Genomic DNA, 17,486 nt, shown 5'->3' on the forward strand with positions numbered 1-17,486 from the left:
AGACTAAACTTTCCAAGCTCTACCAATTAAGGCCCCTTAACTCCTCCAGCCATGAAAAACCAAATACTTTATCTCTTGGCGCTATTTATCGGACTATCCACCATCGCCACCAGCCATGCCGATGAAGTTAACCTCCCCGACATTCTTGCCCGAGTCAAGCCCGGAATAGTAGCCATAGGCACTTATATGCCAACACGAAACCCGCGTGCGGTATTCCTGGGCACCGGCTTCGCCGTTGCCGACGGCAGAAAAGTGGTTACCAACGCTCACGTAACCGCAAAAAAACTAGACGAAGAGCACCTCGAACGTTATGCGGTTTTTTATCGCCACGAGCAAAAAGAACAAATGCAAATTGCAGAACTGACCGTGACCGATGAAGATCACGATCTGGCATTGCTAAAAGTAGACGGCGGAGTTTTACCCGCACTGGAAATCGGTGACTCACTAATAGTGCGGGAGGGCGAGCAATATGCATTCACCGGTTACCCAATAGGCATGGTGCTAGGTTTGTATCCGGTCACGCACCGAAGCATTATTTCGGCTATTTCACCCAACGCCATACCGGCAATCGCCACTCGGCAGTTAAACGTCAACATGCTGAAACGACTACAGACGCCTTTCAATGTGTTCCAATTAGACGCCACCGCCTACCCCGGCAACAGCGGCAGCCCCTTGTACGACATCAATTCCGGAAAAGTTGTTGGTATCATTAACAAAGTCTTTGTACAGGGCAGCAAAGAAAATGCCATATCCAATCCCAGCGGCATCACTTATGCTATTCCCGCTGAACATATCAAGACGCTTCTAAAACAGAATATCGTCAAATAGTGATTATCCAGGAGTTAGCGGTAGCCTTCACATGATAAGAATTTTTCGACATTACATTTCCACCGCCTACCTTTGGTTGCTTATAGTGGAATCTTTGGTGTTTTATCTGGCTATGTATTGCGGCGCTGGCCTCAGATTTTTATATATAGCATCCTGGTATTCCCAATCCGAACTCGCTGCTTCAGCAGCGGTTTACGCAGTGGTGTTTATCGCCAGCTGTTCCGGTTTGGGCTTGTACCGCAAAACACTGGATAAAGAAGAATACAATATTCTCCAGCGCATTAGCTTCAGCTTTGCCGTTGCGGTTTTTATACTGGCGTTCATCTACTACATCATTCCCGATTTGATGCTGGCACGCAGCGTCCTGATTTCCGCAATTATTTTTTCTTTTGTGGGCTTGCTGTTAACACGTTATTTATTTTATCGCTTCGTCAATCTGGATAATTTAAAACGCAGGGTGTTAGTGGTGGGTTGTGGGCAAAGAGCGGGAGAACTCAGCGTCGTTAATTCCAGCTATATTTATAGAGGATTTGAAATAGTCGGTTACATCACGCTGGAGGACGAACCAATAAGCGTACCCCATGCGATTGCGCTCAACGAAAAAATCAGGCTAACCGATATTGTCGAAGCCGCTAACGTCGATGAAATAGTCATCGCTGTCGATGATCGTAGAAAAAAACTACCCGTGGAGGAACTGCTGGACATCAAAATGTCCGGCGTGCAAATCATGGACTTGCAAACTTTCTATGAGAGAGAGCAACGGCTGGTTTTTCTGGAGGCCCTGAGCCCAAGCTGGCTGATGTTTTCCGATGGTTTTGTGAGTGGCGGTTTGCGCCCCATCGTCAAACGCAGCTTCGATATTTTAGCCAGTCTGCTGCTACTCTCTGTCAGTTGGTGGCTAATGATCCTCACCATGTTGGCGATCTATATCGAAAGCGGCTTTGGTGCACCGGTTTTCTATCGGCAAAAACGTGTCGGCTATCGGGACATTCCGTTCGATGTCATTAAATTTCGCAGTATGCGTATCGACGCTGAAAAAAATGGCGCGCAATGGGCTAGCCAAACCGATGACCGCGTGACTCGCGTCGGCAAAGTGATTCGTAAATATCGGATAGACGAGCTGCCGCAACTACTAAACGTGCTAAAAGGCGATATGAGCTTTGTCGGCCCGCGCCCAGAGAGACCGGAATTCGTAAAAGGCTTCGAAGAGAATATTCCTTATTATAAAGAACGGCATAGGGTTAAACCCGGCATTACCGGATGGGCGCAACTATGTTACCCCTATGGCGCCAGCGAATACGATACCCGACAAAAACTGCAATTTGATTTGTATTACGTCAAAAACTACAGCCTATTTCTGGACTTGACGATAATGCTGAGCACGGTGGAAGTTATTTTGTGGGGTAAGGGAGCGAGATAATTTCTTGGCTCTGTAGTAAGAGAAACTAGCAATCAACTTTACAACCCAAAACTGCATTTTTTATCTGGCTTAACCAGTTTAATTCCTGGCAAAACTAAATTCATTCGAGGCCTGCAAAAAACCTCTTAACCTTAAAAACTTACCCATTTCCGGCGAGGTGAATATGGCCAGCTGTAAGCAATGCTTGATTTCCGATGCAGTACCCGAGATAACCCTGGACGCGAATCGCGTTTGTAATCTTTGCCGAGATTTTAATCCTCATCACCAAAGACAAGAGGAAGAAAGCCGCAAGGAGCGAGAGCTCGATCTGGAAAAGGCGCTAAAAGACTGCAAGGGACAAGCGGAATATGACTGCCTAGTGCCGGTCAGCGGCGGCAAAGATAGCCTTAACTTGCTCTACAAGCTAAAGGTGGAATACGGCTTAAAAGTCCTGGCATTTACCACCGATATTAATATTCCCCCGATTGCCTGGGATAACATCCGTCGCACACTCGGCAAACTCGACATTGACCACCTGGTATACCGCCCATCCGATAACTTCTACCAAAAGGCTTTTCGTTATCTCTTAAAACATCAAGAACCGAGAGGCGCCGTCTACACAGTATCTTATGTCTATGCCCCGCTATTCGAAGGCGATGCAATCAAACTGGCCCTTCAAAAAAATATACCGCTAGTCCTCGCAGGATACTCGCCGGGGCAGCCTGAACCGGAAAGAATGCTCTACGAATTCTCCAGAAAATTAATCTGCGAAGTCGACTGGACGCCGCCGGCACTGAAAACGTGCGGAGAATTCGATGAACAAGAATTATCGCGCTTTTTCAATCCCAACAATTACCCTAAAGGCACTCAATTTCCACGCTATTTAGCCCCTTACCATGCCTGGGAATATAATCAGGAAGAAGTGATGCAAAAAGTCGTCGAATTGGGCCTGGTTAAGTCAAGTAAGCATGCCAGTCCGATCTTCAGTAACTACCCAATCAACTGGCTGCTGATGTATTCCGACTTAAAGCACTTTGGCTACAATCCCTATCTTCCCGAATTCGCGGCTTTAATTCGTGAGGGTAAAGCCAATCTAAAAGAGTGGAAAATTTTGATCCCACTGGTCGACTTCATGATCAAAAACAAAGTCTTCTTGGGCAAGGATGTCAGAACTAGTCTAAATTGGTTGGGAATGTCGGAACACGAGCTAGCTATTACCGAGCCTAAAGGTGCTTACGACCCGCCTGTATGACTTAAAAGGAGAACGTATGAGTCGATATAAGACACTTCCCGATTTATTAAAACTTAGAGCACACGAACATCCGGATGACGTAGCTCACTGGATTCTGGATACTGACGATACTTGGCATCCGATAAGCAATATAGAGTTTTATCGGAAAGTGATGGGTTTATCCGGGAAATTACAGGCTCTTGGCATAAATACAGGGCAGGTTGTCGCAATTATGGCTACGACCTCGCACGTATGGGAATCTCTACATCACGCCTTTTTATCATTAGGCGGAATTGTGGTTGGTATCGATCCCAACGAAAACTCCGAGCAATTAAACGCGATCATAAAAATTGCTAACGTTAAAATCCTGGCTATAGACCAAATCAAATACCTGGATAAATTTAACGATCTCAGCCAATTTGACAATATTGTTGCATTTAATAGCGATCCATCGAGATATCAACAAGATAAAATCAAATATCTAGATATACCCGAGACAGCAAATGGCGAACTCAACGATACTCCGCAGCCTGAAATTCTAAAACCTTCCGATATTGCCACTATTGTATTCACGTCGGGTACTACCGGCACGCCCAAAGGTATCGCCTATCGGCATGATCAAATTATTGCTGCTATAGACTCTATACTACTCACCTACCCGGAACTAAACGATAAACCGTGCCATTTAGTCTGCTGGTTACCGCTTTCCAACTTATTTCAACGCATTGTGAATTTATGTGCATTAGCCGGAGGAGCCGAAGTATACTTTGTAGAGCAGCCGCATAAAATCATCGAATATCTGCCAGCAATAAATCCCCACATATTCATTGCTGTACCTCGATTTTATGAAAAACTTTACCAAGGATTTAAAGCCAAACTAAATCTGCAGCCGCGGCTTATCTCTCTATGCCTGAAATATAGCCTTAAAATGGGTGAAAGCCAGTCAACTATCGGCTCATTATTCAGAGCTGCCAATCGCCAAGTTTTTAAATCATTTACCTCTCTTTTTGGCGAAAATATACGGTATATGGTGAGCGGATCGGCAGCCATGCCGGTATGGTTGTTACATCGTTACCAATCTCTGGGATTGTTGATTTTAGAGGCATATGGACTAAGCGAAAACGTGGTGCCTATTGCCGCAAATAGATCGTCAGAATACCGTTTTGGCACGGTAGGCAAGGCTTTACCAGGCAACACCATAAACTTGGCCGATGATGACGAACTACTAGTTAAAGGCATAGGCGTTTTTAACGGATACCTTGACGACCAACCCACTAAGCAGAGCACCAACGAATCAGAATTCCTTCCTACAGGAGATTACGCGAAAATCGACGCCCAGGGCTTTATAAGCTTGACCGGACGAAAATCTGAAGTTTTTAAAACGTCAACTGGTAGAAAAATTGCCCCCGTTGCAATCGAGTCGGTACTCCAAAGCAATGTAGCGATAGAGCATGCCGTTGTTTTCGGCGAGAATAGAAAATTCTTGGTTGCCTTGGTAACAGTTGGCAATTCAAATACCATTGAAGACCAATCTAGAACTACTTACGCGAAAAAAATCGCTATAGATCTGACAGCAACCACTTTGGGTTTACCCGAATATAAGCGCCCAGTTGGCATCATTTTTTCATATAAGCCCCTATCGGTTGCGGAGCAAGAATTAACGACAAATCTGAAGCTTCGCCGTAAAAATATCCGACACAAATACGAAAAATGGATAGAGGAACTTTATAACTTGTTGGAAGAGCCAGAATCGACTATCCATTCCCAACCAATTTCAGCTAGCCGCGATATCGTGCTATTGAAGCTTTAGTTTTAATTACAATACAAAGCAGCTAAAGATTCTCCGCTAATGCGAAAGCGTTGATTCTGGATTTTTAGACTTCGACAATATTCAATCCATCATGGAGCGCTCTCATATGGCAAAAAGAATTTTTGTTACCGGTGCCACGGGGGCAGTCGGCAGTACCTTGGTGCCCTTACTTTTGGAAGAAGCTGATAACTTTGTATGGCTGCTGATCCGCGCCGAATCCTCTGAGCACTTAAAAATTCGTCTCGAAGATCTATTCCTCTTTTGGAACCTGGATAAGGAACAAGAAGTAAGCGCCAGAAACCGTGTCATCGCTTTGCAAGGCGATGCCGATCTTGAAAAATTTGGAGTATCTGAAAGTGTTTACGCCGAAATATCTAGCCAATGTACCCACATTATTCATTGTGCCGGCGTTGTCAGAATGAATTTACCCCTGGAAGTAGCCAGACAACATGCGTTGGGATCCGCAAAAAACGTAATCGAGCTTGCGCTAGCGTGTCAAGCGTCAGGAAATTTACAAAAAGTCGAATATGTCAGCACAGTTGGCGTTGCCGGCAGAATGTCAGGTATCGTCCCTGAAACTTGGATCACCCAACCGAGGAGCTTTCACAACACCTATGAGCAATCCAAAGCGGAGGCCGAAGATTATCTTCACCAACAAATTGAACTTTACAATTTGCCGATAACCGTTCACAGGCCCAGCATGGTTGTGGGTGACTCAAAAACCGGCAAAATTATTCACTTTCAAATTTTTTATTACTTGTGCGAATTCATATCAGGTGCCAAAACTCATGGCTTGCTACCGCATTTAAAAGATGCCACGCTTGATACAGTGCCGGTAGATTATGTCGCACGCGCTATCCAATGGAGTGCCAATCAGCCAACTCTCACCACCAACAAGATTCTACATCTTTGTTCGGGTACGCACTTATCCATGCAATTGACCCATTTGCAAACTCTGGTGCGCGACAAAATGCGTGAGTTTGATACGCCTTTGCCAGCTGTGATTGCCGTACCGTCAGTATTTTTTACATTCCTTTTACGGGCGATGATGCCAATTGTTAGTCACACTACTTTACGCCAACTAAAAGCCGTTCCGATTTTTCTTGATTATTTGGCTGACAGGCAGATTTTTGGCAACGACAAAACAGCCGATCTATTCCTGGTAAATACTGGCCCGAGCTTACCGCCTGTTAAAAACTCCTTGGAAGTTGCTATAGCCTGTTATTTGCAATCTAAATCGAATAAAAACTAAACACTAGCAAAGCCAGACGACAAAATCACTCTGGATTAGGAAACAAGAGCAGACCTGTCGATAAATTTTACACATGAAATTATCAAAAAATTAAGTTATTGTTTTATATTGTGTTTTTATTTGGCATGCTTTCTGCTTTTCATCAAACGTAAACAAACACCCTTACAATCCATTAAACAGGAAATTTTATGAAACACTCTATTGCAAAGCTCACATTGGTGGGCGCACTAATCGCACCAAGCGTATCTTTTGCTGCCAGCGTCGGCGGAGTAACCTGGAACGAGGCTAGCGGCTTTGATTTAACAATGAACGGCACAATATGGGAAACAGAAGCTAATAACGTAGGAGATGTTGTAACTTTCTTCGGAACGGTTTCAAACGTCAACGGCACAACAACTTTCGTCGCTCCAGGCGCGGAATTGAGCTACTTTGGAACATTCACACTGTCCAATGCTGGAAATTTTGACGGCGACGTAAACGGCGAAGCAATATTTAACCTAGCATCCATGACGTTTTATTATGATGCAACCGCTGACTTCGATGCTTCAAATTCAGCCACTGCAAACGACGGCAATATCTGGCTGACATTGACCGGACACGATTACGATGCGTACGGCTTAGGCCCGACAGGATTGGGCGCTATCTACGCCGAATTGAACGGTGCCTCTATTTCAAGTCTGGGTGATACTGGTGGTGGCTACGGAGCATGGGACGTGTTGGGCGGACAAGCAGCGCTATTCTTTGACACTAACACTGTTTCTACAATTAACGGCGTTTCAGTTGGCGCAAACAATGCAGACTTCACATTCTCCGACAGCTTTCAGCCATCTGGCGTTCCTGGCCTGCTGACCGGTACCGGCGAACTAAAAGGCAAAACAGGCTCAGTTCCTGAGCCGGGCTCGCTGCTTTTGCTGTCTGTTGGTTTGTTGGGCATGGGCTTACGTAAAAGCTACCGCTAATACATTTGGCGAGATACATTTGCTATAACGCAATCAATCCCGCTTTTTGTTAAAACTTAAAGAGCCACTTAAGTCCTTAAAAACTTAGGTGGCTTTTTATTAGCTTGTTACATGTAAATGTACTAGCCACTCTCGTAAACAGAGCTGGCGCCGAAAATTGCCCAAAGAGGTTATCGTTCATTCGGACCGGGGCGGCCGTATTGCTCAGCGGTTTATCAAGCCTTGCTCCAAAAACACCAATTGGTTTGCAGCAGAGCAAGAAAGGCGATTGTTACGATAACGCCGCCATGAAAAACTGAAACCACAGCTTCAAGGCCGAGACCATACATGGTGAACGGCTAACAACACGTGCAATTGCCAAGCCGCATGTCTTCGAATACATAGAAGTGAATTACAATCTCAACCGGCTTCATTCCAAAATGGATTATCTCTCTCCTGAAGCCTTTGAACTTAAACATGTCTCTTAGCTACCTGTCTGCGAAACGAGGACAAGATCACTGAGGTTATACAGTTGCGGCGACAACAACTTACGAACCATGATTTCAGCCGGGAACGGCGGACGCCCGCCACGTTCTCGACTCGGCCGCGATGCCACTGCATTAATCGCAGCAGCTAGAGGGTGTAAAAATTTTTGTGTAAACGGTCATTAGGCAGGAAACTGCCGCTACTTTGAGGAGTACCGATGACCTTACCAAAACCCATCCCAACCGAACTGATCGACAGCTTGCTGTCAGGCTATCAAAAACCCGAAGACCTGCTGGGTGAAAACGGTCTTCTGAAACAACTGACCAAGGCCCTGGTGGAGCGGGGAGAGGTGGTGCCGAAAAATTGAACACTTGGTTAAGTGAAAAACCCTGCTACTTTTGAACGTCCGCAAGGACAAAGCAATGGAGCAGAAGATGTCCAAAAAACCGAGAAGAAAACATTCCCCGGCCTTCAAAGCCAAAGTTGCGCTGGCAGCACTGACTGGCGATAAAACCCTGGCCCAATTGACCCATGAGTTCGAGGTCCATCAAAATCAGATTGTCGATTGGAAGAAGCAGCTGAGCGAGCGGACTGCCGAAGTGTTTGGGAAGCCCACGGAGCCTGAATCGCCACCCGTCGATCTGCAAGTTCTACACGCGAAAACCGGCCAACGGACGTTGGAAAATGATTTTTTACTTGTGCCCTTTGGGTAGCGGGCGCGCTCACCGAGTTATAACTAAATCTGGTGTACGGCCCGACTTGATGAAAGGTGGCGCCCTCTGCTGAAATGAGATTGACGAGATCGAATAACAGCAAAATGAGAGACGCCATGAACAAAGATAATGCAAAAGACTGGAATAATGCCAGTGGGATTAACGATCCTTTGACGGATTTGTTGAAGACGGGTGCTAGAGCCTTGATCCAACAAGCCGTTGAGGCGGAGCTACAGGCTTTTCTGGGCGAATACGCCAAGGTTACCGATTTACGGGGCCGGCAAACCGTGGTGCGTAATGGCTATTTGCCTGAGCGGGAGATCGTGACGGGCGTGGGTAACGTGACGGTCAAAATCCCCAAGGTTCGAGACCGTTCCGGCGGCAGGATCAAGTTCAACTCGTCGCTGGTGCCGCCGTATGTTCGCAAGACAAAACGGGTGGAAGCGGCCTTACCCTGGCTGTATTTGCGCGGCATTTCCACCGGCGACATGCAGTCGGCCTTATCGGTGTTGCTGGGTGACGATGCCAAAGGCTTGTCACCTGCCGTGGTTAGCCGCCTGAAAGCCCAATGGGCCGAGGATTATCTGGCCTGGAATCGGCGAGATTTATCGAAGGAGCGCACTGTGTATGTCTGGGCCGACGGCATCTATTCGACCCTGCGTGGCGAGGATGATCGGCTGTGCCTATTGGTCATCATCGGAGTCAACGAACAGGGTGAAAAGCGCTTGCTGGCCTTATCGGACGGTTATCGGGAATCGAAAGCCTCGTGGCTGAGTGTTTTGCAGGATTTACAAACGCGAGGTCTACAGGACGTGCCGAAACTGGCTACCGGCGACGGCGCTTTGGGTTTCTGGGCAGCCATCAACGAAGCTTGGCCCACCACACAACACCAGCGCTGCTGGGTGCATAAGACGGCGAATGTGCTGGCGACGCTACCCGATTCAATCCAAGGCAAGGCCAAGGCGGGGCTGAAAGAAATCTGGATGGCGGAAACCAAAGCCCTGGCCAATCAAGCCTTCGACACGTTCTTGCGTGACTTTGAAGCCAAGTACCCCAAGGCGGTGGGCGTGTTGGAAAAAGACCGTGAATCGCTATTGGCCTTTTACGACTTTCCCGCCGAGCACTGGATACACATTCGGACGACAAATCCGATCGAATCCAGCTTTGCGACGATTCGCCATCGGACCACCCGCACCAAGAACTGCGTGTCCCGCAATACCTTGTTGGGGTTAGTGTTCCAATTGACGTTAACCGCCGAGAAGAGTTGGCGCAAAATACGCGGATTTAAACGATTGCCGGATGTGATTAAGGGCATCCGTTTTCAGGACGGCATGGCTGTCATCATGGAACCGGAGAAAACAGAAGAAACACAGCAGATGGCCGCCTGATTCAAATCAGCCATACACCAGATTTGACTATTTCTCGCGCTCACCAAGGCGGGATTGCTGATGCCCAAGGGGCACAAGGCGCAAAGCGATGATCGACCGTCAATCCAAGTTGCCGCTTGGTCGGCAGGCCAAGCTATTGGGCATCAGTCGCGGCAGTGTGTACTACCTGCCCAAGCCGGTTTCAGAGCGCGATTTAGACATCATGCGCCGACTCGACGAACTGCACCTGAAACACCCGTTCACTTGTGCCCTTCGGGTATGGGCGCTCGCCAGTTACGAGATCAGCTGAATCTGCAAGGTATCCCGATCGGCCGCAAGCGGGTGAAAACCTTGATGGCGAAAATGGGCATCGAAGCCGTGTACTGCAAGCCCAATACCAGCAAGAAGACGCCGGGGCATGAAATCTATCCTTACTTGCTGCGCGGCATGACCATCAACCGTGCCAATCAGGTCTGGGCGCTGGATACGACCTACATCCCGCTGGCCAAAGGCTTCGCTTATTTAACGGCGGTCGTCGACTGGGCCACTCGCAAAGTCCTGGCCGCCAAGGTCGCGATTACCCTGGAAGCCTGTCATGCCGTGGACGTGTTGGAACAGGCTTTCAAACGCTACGGCAGGCCGGATATCATCAACACTGACCAAGGCAGCCAGTTTACCGCCAAGGTGTTTGTCGACGCGGTGAAAAGCCAAGGTTGCCAGCTTAGTATGGACGGTCGCGGCGCCTGGAGGGATAATGTCTTCGTCGAGCGGCTATGGCGATCCGTCAAGTACGAGCGGGTTTACCTGCATGCTTGGTCAAGCCCGCGCCTCAATCCTGGATTATTTCGAGTGGTACAGCCACGAACGACCACATTCCAGTCTGAAACGCAAAACGCCGCATCAGGCGTATAACCAGGGGTTGCCAACCCTCAAGTTGGCCGCCTAAACCATGGCAGGGATTTCACTTTAAATTCCGGATTTGCTGTTCAAACAGATGGGGCCACTTCTGGCTTTAGAAGCTGAAATGACCGAACATCTCGGTCATGGCAAGCATGAAGCTGTCGGCAATCCTACCGGCAACACCCGCAACGGCAAAAGCCGAAAAACGCTGAAAGGCGACTTTGGCGCATTGCCGATTGAGATTCCCCGCGACCGTCACGGAGAAATAGTCAAATCTGGTGTACGCCTGATTTGAATCAGGCGGCCATCTGCTGAGTTTCTTCTGTATTCTCCGGTTCCATAATGACAGCCATGCCGTCCTGAAAACGGATGCCCTCAATGACAGATGGGGTGATAGAAGAAGTGAAAGCCTGGCAATCGCGGCCGCTTGATCCAGCTTACCCCATCGTTTATCTCGATTGCATCCACGTCAAAGTCCGTGATACCGGTGCCGTGCGGGTCAAGGCCGTTTATCTGGCGATTGGCATCAATATGAATGGCGAAAAGGAAGTGCTGGGCTTGTGGATCGCCCAAACCGAAGGGGCCAAGTTCTGGTTACAGGTGGTGACAAACCTCAAGAATCGCGGTGTGCAAGACATCTTCATCGCTTGTGTCGATGGCTTGAAAGGCTTTCCAGAAGCGATTGAAACCGTCTATCCACAGGCTGCCGTCCAACTGTGTATCGTCCATTTGGTCCGCAACAGCCTAAACTATGTCAGTTGGAAGATGCGTAAACAGATCGCCGACGATCTCAAGCAAATATACCAATCAGCCACAGTCGTTGAAGCTGAGCAACGGCTGGCTGAGTTCGAGACGCAGTGGAACGAGGCCTACCCACCGATTGCCCAGATTTGGAGACGAAATGGGGATCGGATCATTCCCCTCTTTGACTACCCCCCGGAGATACGCCGCATCATTTACACCATTTATGCCCTTTGGGTATCAATGCCATTGAGTCGGTGAACATGAGTTTGCGGAAAATCACCAAGAATCGTGGCTCGTTTCCCAGTGATGATGCCTTGTCAAAATTGTTCTATTTGGCGCTGATGAATATCAGTAAAAAATGGACCATGCCGTTGCATGACTGGAAAGCCGCTTTAAATCGGTTTAGCATTCAGTTTGAAGACAGGATGCTAAACCACTAACAAAACCCGTTTACACAAAATTCAGGATACCCTCAGCAGCTAAGGCAGCGAAATCAATATGCTCTTCTAGAATTTGAAGAACATCGCCCAACTTGTTCAGCTTGGTTTCTCGTTCTTCGGCTGCAAACAGGTTTTCTTTGATCATGGGTTTTAGTATCTGCTGGATAATCTGACTATTTTCTCATGAGTGGCGGTTTTTCGAGGCGCCCTTTAGTTTAGATCCTGTTTGATAAAGAATCTGAACATCCGCCAAACCATACCCACCCCCATTAAACTCAACAAACTGTAAATAATATTCTTTATAGTCAAATACCGTAAAACAATTTGGAAACGTCCAGCGTCAATTTCGTCTTTACTAAAAAAACCACGCTGAGAAAAATCAAGCACAACCTTAGAACTAGAGCTATTATTGGCAACTTGATTTTTTTCATTCCCAACGCCGACAGGCTGTCCTGCTACCCCAACACTACTCCCTAAAACGATCATCGCGTTGACATGCTCATTCACTCCGATAAATTGTTGTAACTTTCCCAACAAATTACTGCCACTTAAATCATACCCAACCATGCTCGCATATATCCTGCTGTCAAGGTCTTTAAGATCGTAATAAGTCCAAACTAATTTGCTATATATTCCTTCCCCAAGACTATCCCGTAGTTCGTCCAGGAGTTTTTTAGAGGAAAATACATCATCGGAGTAATTATAGCCACCCCTCTCCCTAACCAAATCGGCATCAGAAAAACCTGGAACAAAGAAGGAAAACTGCGCAGATTTATTAATGTTTTCCTGCTGTCGAAATATAGGTCGTGAGATCGAAGAATCGTCAACAGCCAATTCGTCTGGAGAAACCTTGGCCCTGATATTTTGGACAGCTATTTCATGACTATGAATTTTAGCAATATCTTTTTTAAGATCAACCGAACTTAGTATATCTTTAACTCCATCTGAAGCGGTTTGAGTCTTCTCTTTGTCGTCTTTCACGTTAACGCCATCTACGACAAGCTCAGCCTGAATACCCATCGCAACTACATTCGTAAAGAATATGCTCAATAATGCCATCAGAATAAGTGCGAATGGAAAACTTCTAAATATCATGCAAGACTACCCAAGCACATAAATACGTATCAATTTAAAAAAAATAATAAAAACTAAAATAGCCATCTGAAAAACTAAAACACCACTAAGCACTTCGCCACATGGGCTTCGCTGAATATTTCGACGTAACCACATTACGAAAAATCATACACAGCGGGGCTTGAGCCGTAAAAACCAATAAAACCAGTCCAAAGTGCGCCACAAAAAAACGCGCCATTAATATATCGCCTGAAACTAAATGACTTCTATCAGCACTTAACAAAAATTGCATAGCCGAAAAAACAGCATCATACTTTAGAATAAACTGCTCCGTTCCCCAACTTAACAACTGATAGCCTAATGGAAAAGAAATTATAAATAAAAATCCGATAACAATAATGTGCCTATTATTATTAAAAACTGTTAAAAATAAAATTGACGAACCTAGCCAGCCGACCAGAAAAAAATAAATACCAATACAGATGACCGCGAAAGAATAGCCACTATTGATCATTAACTCTGTTAGATTGTCCGTCGCAGCTTCAATAACCACGACCCAATACCCAAACGGCAGTAACGATAATATCCAAAAGAAGCCTAAAACGAAAAGCCGCACCAACTGCCGAGTTGAAACCACCCAAAAAAGCGCCGTATGAGTGGCTGTCAATGCGATTAATGAATATACACCAAACAAACCTAAAAACCGAAACGCTAGCTCTAGCTCTGCGGGGATACTCAAAATTGGAGAGCCCAACACATCATGTATACTTTCTAGGGGAACAATAACCCTTACCAACATCCACGCTATCAGAGTATGTACCGCTAAAAAACGAGCATAAAAAAAAACTTCTCCCCTACCGTTTTTCAAAATATTCATCAAAGAGAATAGCGGATATGCAAAGCACCAATAAATCAATACAGCTATGCCTAAAGCACTGATGATTCGGTATTCTTTCGAAAATAACTCCCTCACATTGTAAGGCATAACCTCAGAGCCACTGACAAATATCAGCACACCGAAAGTCACAAATACAGACCCCACTGCCAGAAAAAATAGGGGAATCCCACTTGTATAGCTCGTAATATTTCTTGGACGACTCACGGAAGCCGAGCCTTCAGCAAAATTAGCCTGCCCCCTTGAAATCGCAAACAAAACCTCATTTCCCAGCTTGTTTTTAGGTTCCGGCAAAGCAGGTCTATTAAGTTGCAGCAGCTTGACCACCGAATAACCGAGATACCCTCCAAAAGATTCTAAAATAACATCTGTTATATCAACGTTTTTATTTGGCAAAAACAATTGTGCAAATTCAATACTCAGAGCCGTCATCACTATTACAGCCAAAATAATGATACTTGCTTGATTACGGCCATTAAAATACTGAAAAGAATACCCTATCAAACCAAAAGGCATAAAAAATAAAATTTTATGAAAAACCTCTGTAATAGCCCTATATTCGGTACCATAATAATATGCATAAAAAGGCACTCTAAGAAACTTATCACTCCAAGTTGAAAGTCTTATATAACCCCACTCAAAATCGTAAGGGTACAAAAATACAAATCCTACAACTAATACCCATAAAAAATACGCTAAACACACATACAAAACAGTGAACCTATGATAACTTTTCAACTCACTAGCACTTCCGACCAAAGCAAGCCTATTTGAACCTAACGTCATTAATTGCACGCCAATAAAACCGCCCACCAACGCAAGCAAAATATCCGTAACATCGGTAACCCTGCTATATACAAATAGCTGAAAAAACTCAATTATAGTTGCCGAGAAAAAAACTCTTTTTAATAGATCAACTTTACTCAAAGGTTTCAGCTTATACCATAGCCAAGGAATTGGCATCCATAATATGACGTCAGACAAGCAGTCATATATATCTCGAAAAGCTTCTCCCTTTAACCCATAAAATGGCAGTAGAATAACGCGCCCTTCATGCCATTTATGATAAAACTCAACAGGACTTAGGGTTAAATCCAGCGGCATGACACTGTAAAAAAACATACACCCCAAATAGATTTGCAAATAGGGAACTGAATTGTTTTTATTTATTTGCCAATTTTCAAACCAATTGGCAAATCTTCCACCAAAAACCCACCACGCAAAAACACCAATGGCGGCTCCCAAAGTTTCGGCTATTATGTCGTTTAACGACACCGTTCTGGGAGGAAAAAATAACTGAGTAAATTCGATAGTCGAACAAAGCAAAAAACTGACTATCAATACAAAAACTGACGACACACACCTACCAACAAATTGTTGCTTTAGGGAAAGCGTGCCCAGCCAAAGAAAGGCAAGCGGTATAAATAGCAGAATATTGGCAACCCAATCTGCTCTTGACGCAATACCCAGGGTCAAATATTCAATATTCTGAAAACGAAACCAAGCATCGCTTAACGAAATACTATTAAATTGCCATGGCACCAAACTGCCGTAAACGACAAAAATCGTATAAACAACACAAGCAATTAATAAGCTATTTTTCACAAAAAACTTGGCTCATTGATATTGGCTTTGAAAAGCCGCTACAAAATTGGTCAACTGCTGGTATGGAATATGATTAATACCTGCCGCAGCCTTACGACCGCCACCCGAAAATAAGGCACATAACACATCGGCACCAACTTTATTATTTATCGGGGCTCTAACGCTAATTTGATAGCCTCCTCTTTGATTGTTGCTAACGATTGCATGAGCCCTATTCGGATATTGATTAGCCAGTTGATTTCCCCATACACCAGATACCCGCCTTGCCCACTTTTCATCAGGCAAAATAACTACCGAGATACTGTCGGTCTGATATTCAGCATCAACTTGCGCCGCTAGACTCATATCCTCGTTATAACCATTAAATAATTGCTGACAAATTTCCGCCTTATCCCGGATAAAGTCAAACGGCGATATAAAACCTTCCAGCTGCCTATAGAGCTCATCCGGAGCAAAATATAGATCATCGATACTCGCACCGTAAGCGTTGTAATTGATAGCGATTCCCAGTTGCTGTAGCTTAAGCAATTCTTGGGCCGTTAAATTAAGTAACTTAGCGGCTTCTCTTGCCGAAGCATCCAAATTATCGCCAAAAGCCCCTGTCACAGCCCATTCGGCAAAGCGTTGCTTCAAATAAATATTCATCAATAAACTTGTGCAAACGTTGGCATCAGTGCTTATTAAAGGGGTCAGACCTTGGTGAACTGGAATTTCACCTGAATAATGGTGATCCATGTAAAAAATACTGACACCTTTATTAAGAAGCTCGCATAGCGGTACGCGATTCTTATCCAGAGAGATGTCGAGCACAACTGCTTGATCGCCTGCCTCAGCGCAAACTCGACTTAATAAACCAATGTCGCGCTTGACCCCAGTAACAAGCACAGACTCCTTGGGAAAAGCCAATCGCAACTGTAGCAACGCACAAATACCATCTGCATCGCCATTAAATACGTCGATATTCACTTTACATTTCGCCTTTAGTAGAGGCGATAACACCGCGCTGCTCGAGCATGCTCATGACTTGGTCGACACAGGCTTCCAACTCATACGTTCCGGTACCTACTATCATCTCGGGGTTTTCCGGCACTTCATAAGGAGAAGATATGCCGGTGAATAGCTTAATATCGCCTTGCCGCGCTTTTTTATATAGACCTTTTACATCCCGCTGTTCACACACGGACAAATCGCAGTTGCAGTAAATTTCAATAAAATCGCCGTGCGGTACCAAATTTCGCGCATATTGCCGTTCAGCCCGGAAGGGCGAAATAAAGGCAGTTAACGCTATCGTACCGGCCTCCAGCATTAATTTGGCGACTTCGGCAATTCTACGGATATTCTCCTGCCGGTCTTGATGACTAAACCCCAGATCGCCACATAAGCCTTGGCGAACGTTATCGCCATCCAACACAAACGTTCGACACTTTAATTGGTACAACCGCTCCTCGACGGCATGAGCCAAAGTTGACTTGCCTGCCCCGGATAAACCGGTAAACCAAAGAATGGCCGATTTGTGCCCGTTTAAAATCTCTCGGCGGCTACGTGTTACGGTGGCATGATGCCAAACAGTATTTGAGCTTTGTTTATCCATTGAATCTAACTCCATAATTGTTCTGCCAAGACTACTTCATCGCAGGCAAGCGATGCAATCCTCTTCAACAAATCCGGAAATCTCGCCGATTGCTTACGCTTCTACTTCATCCGTGGATTTCGCGGCGATAATGGTCACAGGAGATTTAAACGTCAAACTAATACTCAGGACTTACTCCCAAATCAACGCTAACAACGATTTTCAAGAACTTTC

At 45.6% G+C, this 17,486-nt stretch carries 11 protein-coding genes and 7 pseudogenes; 13 read left to right on the forward strand and 5 right to left on the reverse strand.

Annotated elements, in window-relative coordinates; translation table 11 throughout:
- The first annotated feature begins 51 nt into the window (after positions 1-51).
- The 13 genes and pseudogenes from ACMXD4_RS17360 to ACMXD4_RS17420 form a co-directional block, all read left to right on the forward strand.
- Entirely contained in the window at positions 52-828 is a 777-nt protein-coding gene (locus tag ACMXD4_RS17360) for a serine protease (protein ID WP_319962847.1), read from the forward strand.
- 31 nt (positions 829-859) lie between these two features.
- Positions 860-2,248 carry a TIGR03013 family XrtA/PEP-CTERM system glycosyltransferase gene (locus ACMXD4_RS17365; RefSeq protein WP_033155656.1) on the forward strand — a complete coding sequence of 463 codons (1,389 nt, stop codon included), beginning with the start codon at positions 860-862 and terminating at the stop codon, positions 2,246-2,248.
- 163 nt (positions 2,249-2,411) lie between these two features.
- Entirely contained in the window at positions 2,412-3,479 is a 1,068-nt protein-coding gene (locus ACMXD4_RS17370; RefSeq protein ID WP_415878901.1) for a hypothetical protein, read from the forward strand.
- Positions 3,480-3,495: 16 nt separating this feature from the next.
- Entirely contained in the window at positions 3,496-5,268 is a 1,773-nt protein-coding gene (locus tag ACMXD4_RS17375; protein ID WP_415878902.1) for an AMP-dependent synthetase/ligase, read from the forward strand.
- Positions 5,269-5,374: 106 nt separating this feature from the next.
- Positions 5,375-6,520: an SDR family oxidoreductase gene (locus tag ACMXD4_RS17380; protein ID WP_415878903.1), complete on the forward strand. Its 1,146-nt coding sequence runs from the start codon at positions 5,375-5,377 to the stop codon at positions 6,518-6,520.
- A gap of 188 nt (positions 6,521-6,708) precedes the next feature.
- Positions 6,709-7,479, forward strand: a complete 771-nt coding sequence (locus ACMXD4_RS17385; protein ID WP_033155659.1) for a PEP-CTERM sorting domain-containing protein — start codon at positions 6,709-6,711, stop codon at positions 7,477-7,479.
- A gap of 314 nt (positions 7,480-7,793) precedes the next feature.
- Positions 7,794-7,946: pseudogene (locus ACMXD4_RS17390) on the forward strand (IS3 family transposase); the annotation flags it as partial.
- A 215-nt stretch (positions 7,947-8,161) separates the two neighbouring features.
- Positions 8,162-8,287: pseudogene (locus tag ACMXD4_RS17395) on the forward strand (IS256 family transposase); the annotation flags it as partial.
- A 91-nt stretch (positions 8,288-8,378) separates the two neighbouring features.
- A pseudogene (locus ACMXD4_RS17400) lies at positions 8,379-8,642 on the forward strand (transposase); the annotation flags it as partial.
- Positions 8,643-8,773: 131 nt separating this feature from the next.
- On the forward strand, positions 8,774-10,045 hold the full coding sequence (locus tag ACMXD4_RS17405) for an IS256 family transposase (protein ID WP_415878904.1): 1,272 nt from the start codon (positions 8,774-8,776) through the stop codon (positions 10,043-10,045).
- Between the two features lie 67 nt (positions 10,046-10,112).
- Positions 10,113-10,970 (forward strand): annotated as a pseudogene (locus tag ACMXD4_RS17410) (IS3 family transposase); the annotation flags it as partial.
- 63 nt (positions 10,971-11,033) lie between these two features.
- Positions 11,034-11,186: pseudogene (locus ACMXD4_RS17415) on the forward strand (transposase); the annotation flags it as partial.
- A 113-nt stretch (positions 11,187-11,299) separates the two neighbouring features.
- A pseudogene (locus ACMXD4_RS17420) lies at positions 11,300-12,108 on the forward strand (IS256 family transposase); the annotation flags it as partial.
- A gap of 31 nt (positions 12,109-12,139) precedes the next feature.
- Here ACMXD4_RS17420 and ACMXD4_RS17425 read toward each other — a convergent pair.
- From ACMXD4_RS17425 to cysC, 5 genes and pseudogenes are all read right to left on the reverse strand, one after another.
- Positions 12,140-12,253: pseudogene (locus tag ACMXD4_RS17425) on the reverse strand (IS5/IS1182 family transposase); the annotation flags it as partial.
- Between the two features lie 65 nt (positions 12,254-12,318).
- Positions 12,319-13,167: a hypothetical protein gene (locus tag ACMXD4_RS17430; RefSeq protein ID WP_415878905.1), complete on the reverse strand. Its 849-nt coding sequence runs from the start codon at positions 13,165-13,167 to the stop codon at positions 12,319-12,321.
- 121 nt (positions 13,168-13,288) lie between these two features.
- On the reverse strand, positions 13,289-15,682 hold the full coding sequence (locus tag ACMXD4_RS17435; RefSeq protein ID WP_415878906.1) for a VanZ family protein: 2,394 nt from the start codon (positions 15,680-15,682) through the stop codon (positions 13,289-13,291).
- Between the two features lie 12 nt (positions 15,683-15,694).
- On the reverse strand, positions 15,695-16,648 hold the full coding sequence (locus ACMXD4_RS17440) for a DHHA1 domain-containing protein (protein WP_171694528.1): 954 nt from the start codon (positions 16,646-16,648) through the stop codon (positions 15,695-15,697).
- Position 16,649: 1 nt separating this feature from the next.
- On the reverse strand, positions 16,650-17,273 hold the full coding sequence (gene cysC / locus ACMXD4_RS17445; protein WP_171694527.1) for an adenylyl-sulfate kinase: 624 nt from the start codon (positions 17,271-17,273) through the stop codon (positions 16,650-16,652).
- Positions 17,274-17,486: the final 213 nt, after the last annotated feature.

The organism is Methylomonas sp. TEB, from assembly GCF_047777895.1.
Lineage (GTDB): Bacteria > Pseudomonadota > Gammaproteobacteria > Methylococcales > Methylomonadaceae > Methylomonas.

Coding starts and splice junctions, on each gene's coding strand:
- ACMXD4_RS17360 (WP_319962847.1), top strand. CDS start 52: ATGAAAAACCAAATACTTTATCTCTTGGCGCTATTTATCGGACTATCC.
- ACMXD4_RS17365 (WP_033155656.1), top strand. CDS start 860: ATGATAAGAATTTTTCGACATTACATTTCCACCGCCTACCTTTGGTTG.
- ACMXD4_RS17370 (WP_415878901.1), top strand. CDS start 2,412: ATGGCCAGCTGTAAGCAATGCTTGATTTCCGATGCAGTACCCGAGATA.
- ACMXD4_RS17375 (WP_415878902.1), top strand. CDS start 3,496: ATGAGTCGATATAAGACACTTCCCGATTTATTAAAACTTAGAGCACAC.
- ACMXD4_RS17380 (WP_415878903.1), top strand. CDS start 5,375: ATGGCAAAAAGAATTTTTGTTACCGGTGCCACGGGGGCAGTCGGCAGT.
- ACMXD4_RS17385 (WP_033155659.1), top strand. CDS start 6,709: ATGAAACACTCTATTGCAAAGCTCACATTGGTGGGCGCACTAATCGCA.
- ACMXD4_RS17405 (WP_415878904.1), top strand. CDS start 8,774: ATGAACAAAGATAATGCAAAAGACTGGAATAATGCCAGTGGGATTAAC.
- ACMXD4_RS17430 (WP_415878905.1), bottom strand. CDS start 13,167: ATGGCATTATTGAGCATATTCTTTACGAATGTAGTTGCGATGGGTATT.
- cysC (WP_171694527.1), bottom strand. CDS start 17,273: ATGGATAAACAAAGCTCAAATACTGTTTGGCATCATGCCACCGTAACA.